Here is a 12,722-nt window from a genome sequence, read left to right as displayed (position 1 = left end):
GGTTCGAACCTGTGACCCCTACCGTGTCAAGGTAGTGCTCTACCACTGAGCTAAGCGCGCATGGGCGAATCGAGGCGGGGAAAGTAGGCGCGGCGTTCGGGCGTGGCAAGCAGACTTTTTTCGCCAGCGAGAAGGGTAAAAATCGTCCCTCGGCCATGCAGGCGGCACGAGATGTCCGATTGTAAAGGCGTGCCGGAGACCTTCTGGCTTCCGGGACGCGATTATGAACATCTTCGACTCACCTCATTTCGCCATTGCTGCTGGAGTTGGCTGCCGGAATACTCCGCTTCCCTCGAACATGAAAACAAGAAAGTCCTTATTGTCGCTGTTGCGTATCGGATTGGGCACGTGGCTTTGGGCCGTCGGTTCGGCGAGTTTCGCCGACGAGGGCATGTGGCTTTACAGCGATGCGCCGCGCGCCCTGCTCAAGGAGCGCTATGGCTTCGAGGTCACACCCGAGTGGCTGGAGCATTTGCAGAAGTCTTCGGTGCGCTTCAATAGCGGCGGCTCCGGTTCGTTCATCTCGGCGGATGGACTGATTCTTTCGAATCACCATGTGGGAGCGGACACCCTGCAAAAGGTCAGCAACAAGGAGCATGATTATTTGAAGAATGGCTTTCAGGCGAAGTCGCTGGCCGAGGAAATCAAGGCGCCCGATCTCGAGTTGAACGTGCTGATGAGCATCGAGGACGTGACCGCACGGGTGAACGCGGCCGTGCCACCCGGGGCGTCCGATGAAGACTCGTTCAAAGCGCGCCGGGCGGTGATGGCCGCCATCGAGAAGGAATCGAAGGACAAAACGGGCGAGCGCAGTGACGTGGTCACGCTCTACCAGGGCGGGCGCTATCACCTCTACCGTTTCAAACGCTACACGGATGTGCGCGTGGTCTTCGCCCCCGAGCAACAGATCGCTTTTTACGGCGGCGATCCGGACAATTTCGAGTATCCGCGCTTCGACCTGGATGTGTGTTTTTTTCGCGCCTACGAGAACGGCCAGCCGGCGAAGATCGAACATTACCTAAAGTGGAGCCAGAGCGGGACGAAGGATGGCGATTTGATCTTTGTCTCGGGTCATCCGGGCCGTACGAGCCGGCTCTTCACGATGGCGGAACTGGAGTATGTCCGGGACATCCAGATGCCGAGGACGCTGCAGCGACTCTTCCGCGCAGAGGTGAACCTGCTCTCCTACAGCGAGCGCAGCCAGGAGAACGCGCGGCGGGCCAAGGAGGATCTCTTCGGCGTCCAGAACAGCCGCAAGGCGCGCAAGGGAGGATTGGCCGGCCTGCTCGATCCGGAGCTATTCGAAAAGAAGGCCGCGGCAGAAAAGGCATTGCGCAAAAAAATGGCCGCGCGCGAAGACCTTCGCGATACCCTGGCGGCCTACGACCGCATCGCCGCCGCGCAAAAAACAATCGCCGCAAACGCCCGTGCTTACAACATGCTCGAAGGCGGCGGCGGATTTCAGTCCGAGCTTTTCGGCATCGCCCGGACCCTGCTCCGCGCCGGTGAGGAGCGGCCCAAACCGAACGGCGAACGACTGCGCGAATTCAACGAGGCGGGTCGTGAGTCGCTCGAACTGGCCCTCTTTTCCGACAAGCCGATTTACGACGACCTGGAGGAACTCCTGCTCACCGATTCGCTGACCTACCTGGCCGAGGAGATGGGCGCGTCGTCGCCGCTCGTGCAAAAAGTGCTCGCCGGCAAATCGCCGGCGGCGCGGGCCGTGGAACTGGTGAAGGGCACGACGGTGCGTGACCTGGCCTTCCGCAAAAAGCTCTACGCAGGCGGCCAGGCGGCCGTGGACGCAACCAGTGATCCGATGATCGCACTCGCGCGGTCCGTGGACGGGGAAGCGCGAGCCGTGCGCAAAGTGATGGAGGCCCAGGGCGAGGCCAAGCAACAGGCGCATGCGAAGATCGGCCAGGCCCGCTTCGCGCTCGAAGGCACGGGCAGCTACCCGGATGCGACCTTCACCCTGCGCCTGGCCTTCGGCACAGTGAAAGGCTACGAGGAAGCCGGGCAGCAAATTCCGGCGCACACGACCTTCGCTGGTCTCTACGGGCGCGCCCGGGAGCACGACGACCGCCCGCCATTCGATCTGCCGGGGATTTGGACCGATGCCAAAGCAAAGATCGATCTCGCGACGCCGTTCAACTTCGTCTCCACCGCGGATATCATCGGCGGAAATTCCGGAAGCCCGGTGGTGGATCGGAAGGGCGAGTTCGTCGGGATCATTTTCGACGGCAACATCCAGTCGCTGGTGCTCGATTTCGCCTACACCGATACGCAGGCGCGCGCGGTCTCGGTGGATGCGCGGGGCATTGTGGAGGCGCTGAAAAAAGTCTATGGCGCGACGGGGCTGGTGAAGGAACTGGAAACGGGGAAACGCGGCGAATAAGTCCGTCCCGGCATGGCCATGAGCACGAAATCCGACAAATCGGCGGGTGAGTTCGAGCCCTACATTCCCGCGTCCTCGGACCTTCCGGAGTTGCGCGCGCTGCCGATCCTCATCGGCACCGTGCTCGGCATGATCTTCGGCGCCTCGTCGCTCTACCTGGTGCTCAAGGTAGGGCTGACGGTGAGCGCGTCCATTCCCGTCGCGGTCATCTCGATCGCGCTCTTCCGGGTGCTGTCGAAGTTTGGGCTGCGGGATGCCACCATCCTGGAAAATAACATCGTGCAGACGGCGGGCTCGGCGGGAGAGTCCATCGCGTTTGGCGTGGGGGTGACGATGCCGGCGATTTTGATCCTGGGCTTCGATCTCGAAGTAACGCGGGTGATTCTGGTGTCGGTGCTCGGCGCGTTGCTCGGCATCCTGATGATGATTCCGCTGCGCCGCGCGCTGATCGTGCAGCAACACGGCACGCTGAAATATCCCGAGGGCACGGCGTGCGCCGAGGTCCTGAAGGCGGGCGCCTCGCACGAATCGCAGATCGCCGCCGCGCGCGGGGCAAAAGTGGACTCGCTGGCGGAGACGGCGACCATCGGAGCCAAAACCATCTTCACCGGCTTCGGTCTGGGGATCATTTACAACGTGGCGATGAAGGCCCTTTACCTCTGGAAAGATACGCCGGGAAAGGTCTTCGACGTACCGCTCAAAGGCGGCTCGCTCGCTTGCGAAATCACGCCCGAGTTGCTCGGCGTCGGCTACGTCATCGGCCCGCGCATTGCGGCGGTGATGGCGGCGGGCGGCGTGCTTTCCTACCTGGTGCTCATTCCCTTGATCCAGTTTTTTGGTGAAGGGCTCGCCGGCCCGCTCGCCCCCGGCACCGCACTGATCAAGGACATGAGCCCGAACCAGATTCGCGGCGCCTATATCCTCTACATCGGCGCGGGCGCAGTCGCCGCAGGTGGCATCATCAGCCTGGTGCGTTCCCTGCCACTCATCTGGCGCGGCATCCGCGACGGTTTGCGAGATTTTCGCGGGAAGGGGAAGGGTGGCGAGGTGGTGCCGCGTACCGATCGCGACCTCCCGTTGAAGCTGGTCTTCATCGGCATTGCGGCCCTGGTCGTCGCGATCCTCTTCACGCCCAGCCTGCACATGAACATCGCCGGCGCGGTGCTGATAGTGCTCTGCGGCTTCCTGTTCGTCACCGTGTCCTCACGGCTCACGGGCGAAATCGGCTCCAGCTCGAATCCCATCTCGGGCATGACTATCGCCACGCTGCTGCTCACCTGCCTGGCATTCCTCGCGCTCGGCTGGACAGATCGCGTCTTTTACATCACGGCGCTGTCCGTGGGCGGCATCGTTTGCATCGCCTCGTCGAACGGCGGCACGACGTCGCAGGATTTGAAGACCGGTTTCCTGATCGGCTCCACGCCGAGCCACCAGCAGATCGCGATCCTCATCGGCGCGCTGGCCTCGGCGCTCGTGCTGGGGCCGATTTTGCTCAAACTGAACGACGTGGGAAAAGTGTATGTCCCCGTGACCAGCGAAATCCGGGCCGACGTTTCGCAGTTGAGCGCGAAGACGAAGCTCACCGGCCCGCAGGGAAAGCAGGACGGCAACAGCTATTTCGTCTGGCATCAGGAAGACGAAGCGGGTGGCGCGGCCCGGCAATATCTGGTGGATGATACCGGCAAGGCTGTCTATTTCGTGGATCCAGGTATCAACGGGACTGTCACCAAGCGTCCTGACGGCAGCGAAGTGAAGAAGTTCGATGCGCCCAAGGCCACGCTCGTCTCCTACATCATCAAGGGCATTCTGAGCCACAAGCTGCCTTGGGCGCTGGTGCTCTTCGGTGTGATGATCTCTATCGTCCTGGAGTTGTGCGCCATCCCGTCGCTGGCCTTCGCCGTCGGAGTTTATCTGCCACTGGCCACATCGATGCCGGTCTTCATCGGCGGCGCAGTCCGCTGGTGGGTGGACGCGAAGCGCCGCCGTCACGCTGACAACGCACACCTGACGGAGGAGGAACACGTCGCGGAAGGCGACAAGAGCCCCGGCGTGCTCATGGCCTCCGGCTATATCGCCGGCGGAGCCATTGCCGGCATCGCCATTGCCTTCATGGCGGGAGTGTTTAGCGAAGTCTACGACAAGCTGGAAAAATGGGCGGCGGCGAACAATCCCTTTTATACCCGGCTAACGCCCTCGCAAATCTCACCCGACCTGCTGGCCTTGATTCCCTTCGCCGCGATGATCGCGGTTCTTTATCTCGCCGGAAGTGGGAAGATTCTGGCTGGTCGGAAAGGTCTGTGACACGGCAGTTTGCTGCGAAATTGTAGGACAGGCGCTCCGCCTGCCACGGCAACTACGCATGCAAGCGGCATAGGATATGCGAATGTATAGATGTGCCGGAGGCCGCCTGGCTACCGGGACGCGATCATGAACATCTACGTCTCACCGCATGACGCGGCGGTCGCCGCGGAACGCCAGTGTCCGCACTGCCACGGATCCGGACGGCGGCTGGACTTCATGGTGTCGGGCATGTGGGCGATCGCGCCTTGCACCTGCCCGCTGGGGGAAAGTGAGACGACGATCTGTGAGATCGGCAATCCCCACGTCCGCAGCACTCACGACCCTTCGCAGCATCGCCGACCTTCGAACATTCTCGGCCGACCCAAGACCACCTCCGCCTACTGGAGCCGCGTGCGGCCGCAGGAGGAAGTGCTCAAGTCCCTGCACTATTGACCAAGGGTGACGCCACCCTGTCCGGTGTGCCCAGCGAGAGCGACCGGCTTGTCTTCAAATGAAAATGAGATTCCTCAGCGCCAGAGAGGGCGCCGCGCATCGCGGCTAGGCGCCGTCGTTACCGATGGAATTCTGCGGGCAGATGGCGGAGGCGTTCTCGGCGGCGGCCAATTCGTCCTCCCCTTCGGGCTGCTTGAAGAAATAGACGTAGGTCTCGTCGTCGTTGTACTTCAGCAACTGCGGCGCTTCGTCGAGACACACGCGGCAGGGTGTGCAAGTATCGTCCACGTACCATGGGCCCGGAACATTCTCCGGAAGTTTGTGTGTATTGTCGGCCATGGGGCCGTAGGGCTAGCCGGTTTTGGCGCCGAGGGCAATGCGATTGTGGAGCGGGGCAGATGTTTATGGATTTTTCCTACAGAGGAGCTACAAAGGCAATGCCGACCGAGAAGGTGAGCGTCCCGCTCCGTTGGTCACCCCGCAAAGGACATTGAAAACACCCGATAGCAAGATCACCCAGAATCTCCGGCGCCTCATGCGCGAGATCCACGAGCCGGCCAGCCTCTTTTCCGGCATGACCATCCAGCAATCGCTGGCCCCGGAAAACATCATCATCTTCAAGCGCACCGACACAACGCTGCTCAAGCCCGAGGGCGTCAGCGTCAATTTTCACCATCGCTTTGAGCTGGTAACGGTGCTCGACACGGCGGCGCCGGCGCGGATCGACCGCACGACCTACGACCTGCATCCCGGCGAGTGCGCGCTCATCTTCCCGAATCAGTTCCATCACTTCATGGACGTGTCGCGCACGCGGCTCGACTGGCTTTTCATCACCTTTGAGCTGAAGAACCACGACGCCATCCGCGCGCTGCACAATGCCCCGCGGGTGCTCGATCCCGCCGGCCTCCAGCTCCTCTCCGATCTCGTCCAGGAATTCGTGCACCCGAAAACGGCGACGCGCGATACGCTGGAAATCTCCTACACGCTCTCGCGCCTGCTGCTGCACCTGCTCTCCTGCGCTTCCTTGCCGACCGACCGGAAGGACATCCATTCCAGTGACGACGTGCGCGACGTCATTCTCGAGAGCATCAACAAATACGTCCGCGCCAATCTCGGCCGCGCCGTGACGATCGCGGATATTGCCGAGGAGCTGGGCTACAGCGTGAGCCATCTGCGCGCCGTCTTCCGCGATCGACTGGGCGTGAGCCTCGGCAAATACATGCGCGAATCGCGCCTCTCGGAGGCCGCGCAGTTGTTGCAATCCTCCACCTTCAATGTTTCCGACATCGGCGAGCGCTGCGGCTTCGAGTCGCTCTACGCCTTCTCACGCGCCTTCCGCAAGGCCTACGGCATTCCGCCCCGCACCTACCGCCAGCTCGTGCAGGAAGGTGGACCGCTGCCGGTCTCGGGGAAGAAAGACTGACCTCGCGCGCCCCGGCGCGCCGTCTGTCATAAATGAATAGTTATCTTGCGAGTTAGTCATTTTCGCTGACAACTATCGCCCCTCATTTTCCCCATGAAAGCCCTCGTCAAAGCGAAATCCGAACCCGGCCTCTGGCTGCAAGATGTCCCCGACCCTAAGTGCGGTATCAACGATGTCCTCATTCGCGTCGACCGCACCGGTATCTGCGGCACGGACCTACATATTTACAAATGGGACGCGTGGGCGCAGAAGACGATCCCGGTGCCGATGGTCGTGGGGCACGAGTTTGTCGGTGAGGTGGTTTATGTCGGCGAGAATGTGAACGACTTCTTCCCCGGCGAAGTCGTCAGCGGCGAAGGTCATGTGGTCTGCGGGCGCTGCCGCAATTGTCTCGCCGGCCGGCGGCATCTTTGTGCGCATACCGTGGGCGTGGGCGTGAATCGCCCCGGCGCGTTTGCCGAGTATCTCGCGCTGCCGATGACGAACGTGTGGCATCACCGCCCGGGCATCGATCTCGATGTCGCGAGTATTTTCGATCCGCTGGGCAATGCGGTGCATACCGCACTGAGCTTCGACGTGCTCGGCGAGGATGTGCTCATCACCGGCGCCGGCCCCATCGGCCTCATGGCCGCCGCAGTGGTGCGCCACGCGGGCGCACGCTATGTCGTCATCACCGATGTGAACGAACATCGCCTCGAGCTCGCCCGCAAGATGGGCGCCGACGTGGCGCTCAATGTCACGCAGGGCTCGCTCGCCGACGTGCAGAAACAGCTCGGCATGACCGAGGGCTTCGATGTGGGGCTCGAGATGAGCGGCAATCCCGCGGCCTTCCGCTCGATGATCGACGCCATGGCCCACGGCGGCAAGATCGCCATGCTCGGCATCCCGAGCGAAGACATCGCCATCGACTGGAACGAGGTCGTCTTCAACATGCTCACCATCAAAGGCATCTACGGTCGCGAGATGTACGAGACGTGGTACAAGATGAGCGTGATGCTCCAGAGCGGGCTCGATATTACCCCGGTCATCACGCACCGCTTTGGCGCGGATGAATTTGAGAAGGGCTTCGCCGCGATGAAATCGGGTGAGAGCGGCAAGGTCATCCTCGACTGGAAAGTCTTCCGCTAGTCTAACCGCATCCGCTTCCGCCCCCCGGCCATATGATCAAGCTGCACAGCGTCCTCACGCTTCTCTGCTGCACCGCGTCGGCGTTTGCCGAGCTCCGCGTGCCGGCTTCCACCGCCTATCTCGATCCCGACCCCAATGGTGCCAAGGTCAACAAGGAAGGGATCAGTGGCTGGACGAATCCGCAGATCACCGTCTCGTGGTTTGGCGAGATCAAGAACGCTGGCATGCTCGACGCCTCGCTCGTTCTACGCTTACCCCAAGGCGCGGACAGCCACTTGCGGCTCACGGTCGCCGGGCAGAAGCACGACGCGCAGGCTGCCGGCAAGGGTCAGCCGATCACCGTGAAGTTCGGCACATTCAATATCGCGAAAGCGGGCTATGTGCAGTTCCAGCTCACCTCACTCAATCCGAAGGACCGGCCCGCCGGCGACCTCGAGGCGCTCGTGCTCGACGGCACCGCCGCCCAAGGCGCGCACTTCAATCTCGATCCGCGTCGCAATGCCGCCAGCGTCCATCTGCAATACGCGACGCCGGCCAACGCGGAGATCGCGCTCTTCTACAACGAAGTGACCGCGGTCGAGGATCCCGTGACCACCTACTTCATGGCTTGCGGTTTCGCGCGCGGATATTTCGGCATGCAGGTCAACTCGGCCACGGAGCGCCGCATCATTTTTTCCGTGTGGGACAGCGGCACCGGGCAAACGGCCAAGACGCGCACCGACGTCTCGGATGAAAACCGCGTCAAGCTGCTCACCAAGGGCGACGGCGTGATCGCGAGCGATTTCGGCAACGAAGGCACCGGCGGCCACTCCCATCTCGTTTACAATTGGAGGACCGGGCAGCCGCAGAAGTTCGCCGTCACCGCGAAGGCCGAGGGCGACCACACCGACTACGCGGGCTACTGGTTTCATCCCGAGAAGAAGGCGTGGCAATTGATCGCCAGCTTCCGCGCGCCGCACGACGGCAAATGGCTGCGCGGGCTGTATTCATTCAGCGAAAACTTCAACGGCTCCAACGGCCACCTCCAGCGCAAGGCACTCTATGGCCCGCAATGGCTCCGCACCGCCGACGGCAAATGGCAGGAGATCACCGAGGCGACCTTCAGCCACGATGGCACCGGCAAGGAAAACCGGATCGACCGCTACATGGGCGTCGAGCGCGGACTATTCTTTCTCTCCCATGGCGGCTTCCTTCCCGGCTACACGAAGTACGGCGACAAATTCACCCGCCCTGCCACCGGCCATCCGCCCGATGTCCAATTGCCGGCGCCCACGACAAAATGAGGATCATGAATAAAACCTGGCTGCACATCGCCGGTCTCCTGCTGCTCGGTGTCCTTTCGCTGCGCGCTGCCCAGCCGGAATTTTCCGACGTCTTCACCTCAGGCGCGGAAGGCTTCCCGTCGATCCGCATCCCCTCTGTCGCAGTCACCAAGCAGGGCAGCGTGCTCGCCTTCGCGGAAGGCCGGGTGCGCGGCGCGGACCAGGCGGAAAACAAGATCATCGCCAAGCGAAGCACCGATGGCGGGCGCACCTGGAGTCCCCTCGTCGTCATTCATGATGACGGCGCAAACTCGCTGAACAATCCCACCTCGGTCGTCGACCAGGAAACCGGGCGGGTCTTCCTGATTTACCAGCGCGTCCCGTCCCACTTGAAGGAAGCGAGCAAGGAAATCGCGACGGGACTCGAGGGGCCCGATATCTATCGCAACTTCCTCGTGTGGTCGGATGACGACGGCGTGACGTGGACCAAACCGCTCGACGTCACCGCCACCACCAAGCGTCCCGAGCGCGCGACCACCATCGCCAGCGGTCCGGGCAGCGGCATCCAGCTCACCCAAGGAGTGCACAAAGGCCGACTGATTTTTCCCTTCAATGAAGGCCCATTCTGGAAGTGGCAGAATTTCGCCGTCTTCAGCGACGATCACGGCAAGACCTGGCAATACGGCAGCGACGTGCCCGGCGCGTTGGTGCCGGATGCCAAGCTGGGGGAGAAGAGCCAGATCAACGAAGTGCAGATGATGGAGATGAGCGACGGCTCGGTGCGGCTCGACAGCCGGCAATTTGCCGGCGCAAAAGTGCGCAAGACGGCGACCAGCCGCGACGGCAGCGCCACCTGGTCGCTGGTCGCCGATTTGCCAGACCTCCGCGACCCGAGTTGCATGGCCGGCGCGCTCCGCTACTCGCTCGACGATGGCACCGAGAACGGCAAGCTGCTGCACACCGGTCCCGACAGCACGAAACGCGACCACGGCACGGTGTATCTCAGCGTGGATGATGGCGCAACGTGGCCCATCAAGCGCGAGCTCTGGCCGGGCGGCTTCGCCTACAGCGTGCCCACGCGCCTCGCCGACGGCACGGTCGGCTGCCTCTTCGAGGCGGACAATTATAAGCGTATCGTCTTCGCCCGCTTCCCCATCGAATGGGTGATTCAGGGCACGAATTTCGCCACGCTGCCGCAGGCGCGCCACGAGGACTGGGGTAAGTTTGGCTGGTGGATGGCGCGGCACGAGGAAAAGCTAGCGGAGATCAAGCAGCACCCGGTCGACGTCGTTTTTCTTGGCGACTCCATCACGCACAATTGGGAGAAAAAAGGCGCCGAGGTTTGGCAAAGCCATTTTGCAGCGCGCCGCGCCCTGAATCTGGGTTTCGGCGGCGACGGCACGCAGCACGTGCTCTGGCGGCTCGACCACGGGGAATTCGACGGGATTCAACCCAAGGTGGTGGTGCTGCTCATCGGCACGAACAACGCCCGCCACAGCACCTGCACTCCGCAGGAAATCGCCGACGGTGTCCGCGCGATTATCGACCGTATCGCCGCGAAATCGCCGCAAACGAAAGTGTTGCTGCAAGCCATCTTCCCGCGTGATGCCGGCCCCGACGACCCGTGGCGTCAGCGCTGCGAGCAGGTCAACGCCTTGCTGCCCGCGCTGGCGGATGGCTCGCGCGTTCACTTCATCAACATCAACGCGAAGCTCATGAATGCCGACGGTTCACTGAGCAAGACGATCATGCCCGACCTCTTGCATCCCAGTGCCGCAGGCTATGAGATTTGGGCCGCGGCACTCGACGCGCAGCTCGACGAACTCCTGAAATGAATCGCTACACTTCATTCCAACAGCACCTCGGCCAGCAGCTCGAAGACATCCGCGCGGCCGGGCTTTACAAATACGAGCGCATCATCACCACGCCGCAGGACGCGCACATCCGCGTGGCGCAAGGCAACGGCGCCGGCGAGCGCGAGGTGCTGAACCTCTGCGCGAACAATTACCTCGGCCTCGCCGAAAATCCGGAAGTCGTGGCCGCGGCGCACGCGGCGCTGGACCGCTGGGGCTACGGACTTTCGTCGGTCCGCTTCATCTGCGGCACGCAGCAATTGCACAAGCAACTGGAAGCGAAGCTCAGCGAGTTCCTCGGCACCGAGGATACGATCCTCTATTCATCCTGCTTCGATGCCAATGGCGGGCTCTTCGAGACTCTTCTCGGCCCGGAAGACGCGATCATTTCCGACGAATTGAACCACGCGTCGATCATCGATGGTGTGCGGCTCTGCAAGGCACAGCGTTACCGCTACAAAAACAACGATCTCGCCGATCTCGAAGCGAAGCTGCGCGAGGCCGCGGAAAAAGGCGTGCGCTTCAAGATGATCGCCACCGACGGCGTCTTCTCGATGGATGGCTACATCGCCAACCTGCGCGGCATCTGCGATCTCGCCGACCAATATGGCGCGCTCGTGATGGTCGACGACTCGCACGCCGTCGGCTTCATGGGCCGCACCGGTCGCGGGACGCACGAGCATTGCGAAGTGATGGGCCGCGTGGACATTCTCACCGGCACGCTCGGCAAGGCCCTCGGCGGCGCGAGCGGCGGCTACACCAGCGGGCGCAAAGAAATCATCGAGCTCCTCCGCCAGCGCTCGCGACCCTATCTCTTTTCCAACACGCTCGCGCCGAGCATCGCCGGCGCTTCGCTCCAGGTGCTTGAGCTACTCAGCGCCTCGACCACACTGCGCGACAAATTGGAGGCCAACACCCGCTTCTTCCGCGAAGCCATCAGCAGCGTCGGCTTCACGATTTTGCCCGGCACGCATCCCATCGTGCCCATCATGCTCGGGGACGCCCCGCTCGCGCAGCGCCTCGCCACGGCGATGCTGGCGCGCGGTGTGTACGTCGTCGGCTTTTTCTATCCCGTCGTCCCAGAGGGCAAGGCGCGCATCCGCACGCAAATCAGCGCCGCGCACTCGCGCGAGGATCTGGAAAAGGCCGTGCAGGCGTTTGCGGAGGCGAAGCGCGAGCTTGGGATATGAAACATTGAGCCCAGCATCGGTGATGCGCGCCTATGAATCTCTCCGTCCTTGAGTTCTTCACCATCGGCATCGGGCCGAGCAGTTCGCACACGGTGGGACCCATGCGCGCGGCCCGCCGTTTCGTCACCCGCTTGGGCGAAGCCGGTGTGCTGGAGAAGACAGCGCGCGTCGAGGGGCATCTTTACGGTTCACTGGCCCTGACCGGCCGCGGACACGGCACCGATCGCGCCATCCTCCTCGGCCTCGAGGGCGAGACGCCGGAAACGGTCAACGTCGACACCATGGGTGCGCGCCTGGACGCGATCCGTTTCCAGCGCCGATTGCGGCTCGGCGGCACGCAAGAGATCGCTTTCGACGATCGGGCCGACTTGATGTTTCACCGCACCGAAGCGCTGCCCGCGCATCCGAACGGCATGCGCTTCCTGGCCTTCGATGTGGCCAACGCCGAACTGCTGAGCCGCACGTATTACTCCATCGGCGGCGGTTTCGTGGTGAATGAAGGCGCGGCGCAACGCGATGAATTGAGTGCCGACCAGCGCGAACTCCCCTACCCTTTCCGCAGCGGCGACGATCTCTTGCGCCTGGCTCGCGAATCGGGATTAAGCATCAGCGAAATGACGCTGCGCAACGAAGCCGCGTGGCGCCCCGAGGCGGACACCCGCGCCGCGCTGCTGCGAGTCTGGCAGGCGATGCGCGAATGCGTGGAACGCGGCTGCCGCGGCAGCGGCGTGTTGC

General features: G+C 62.7%; 10 protein-coding genes. 9 read left to right on the top strand and 1 reads right to left on the bottom strand.

Annotated features, from left to right (window positions below):
- Positions 1-298 precede the first annotated feature (298 nt).
- The 3 genes from ABJF10_RS22930 (at position 299) to ABJF10_RS22920 (ending at position 5,131) form a co-directional block, all read left to right on the top strand.
- Entirely contained in the window at positions 299-2,398 is a 2,100-nt protein-coding gene (locus ABJF10_RS22930; protein ID WP_348546944.1) for a S46 family peptidase, read from the top strand.
- 18 nt (positions 2,399-2,416) lie between these two features.
- A complete protein-coding gene (locus ABJF10_RS22925; protein ID WP_348546943.1) occupies positions 2,417-4,699 on the top strand; it encodes an oligopeptide transporter, OPT family in 2,283 nt (760 codons plus the stop codon).
- Positions 4,700-4,825: 126 nt separating this feature from the next.
- Positions 4,826-5,131 carry a hypothetical protein gene (locus ABJF10_RS22920; protein WP_348546942.1) on the top strand — a complete coding sequence of 102 codons (306 nt, stop codon included), beginning with the start codon at positions 4,826-4,828 and terminating at the stop codon, positions 5,129-5,131.
- 105 nt (positions 5,132-5,236) lie between these two features.
- Here the strand turns inward: ABJF10_RS22920 and ABJF10_RS22915 are convergent, their stop codons facing one another.
- Positions 5,237-5,470, bottom strand: coding sequence for a ferredoxin (locus ABJF10_RS22915; RefSeq protein WP_348546941.1), 234 nt, complete (start codon positions 5,468-5,470; stop codon positions 5,237-5,239).
- Positions 5,471-5,621: 151 nt separating this feature from the next.
- Between ABJF10_RS22915 and ABJF10_RS22910 the strand changes: the two genes are divergently transcribed.
- From ABJF10_RS22910 to ABJF10_RS22885, 6 genes are all read left to right on the top strand, one after another.
- Positions 5,622-6,554, top strand: coding sequence for a helix-turn-helix transcriptional regulator (locus ABJF10_RS22910; RefSeq protein WP_348546940.1), 933 nt, complete (start codon positions 5,622-5,624; stop codon positions 6,552-6,554).
- A 93-nt stretch (positions 6,555-6,647) separates the two neighbouring features.
- Positions 6,648-7,682 (top strand): L-threonine 3-dehydrogenase, encoded by a 1,035-nt coding sequence (tdh, locus tag ABJF10_RS22905; RefSeq protein WP_348546939.1) that lies wholly within the window; start codon positions 6,648-6,650, stop codon positions 7,680-7,682.
- A gap of 32 nt (positions 7,683-7,714) precedes the next feature.
- Positions 7,715-8,965, top strand: coding sequence for a DUF3472 domain-containing protein (locus ABJF10_RS22900; protein WP_348546938.1), 1,251 nt, complete (start codon positions 7,715-7,717; stop codon positions 8,963-8,965).
- Between the two features lie 5 nt (positions 8,966-8,970).
- The gene (locus ABJF10_RS22895; RefSeq protein WP_348546937.1) at positions 8,971-10,779 is read left to right on the top strand and encodes a GDSL-type esterase/lipase family protein; all 1,809 of its coding nucleotides are present in this window, start codon (positions 8,971-8,973) and stop codon (positions 10,777-10,779) included.
- Positions 10,776-11,987: a glycine C-acetyltransferase gene (locus ABJF10_RS22890; protein WP_348546936.1), complete on the top strand. Its 1,212-nt coding sequence runs from the start codon at positions 10,776-10,778 to the stop codon at positions 11,985-11,987. The genes ABJF10_RS22895 and ABJF10_RS22890 overlap by 4 nt, the downstream gene beginning before the upstream one ends.
- A 32-nt stretch (positions 11,988-12,019) precedes the next feature.
- Positions 12,020-12,722, top strand: a 703-nt coding sequence (locus ABJF10_RS22885; protein WP_348546935.1) for a serine dehydratase beta chain, incomplete at its 3' end; no start/stop codon positions are given.

It is taken from the genome of Chthoniobacter sp., assembly GCF_040003245.1.
GTDB lineage: Bacteria > Verrucomicrobiota > Verrucomicrobiia > Chthoniobacterales > Chthoniobacteraceae > Chthoniobacter.
Note: the sequence above shows the minus strand (reverse complement) of the source record. Positions and strands in the feature narration are given on the sequence as shown.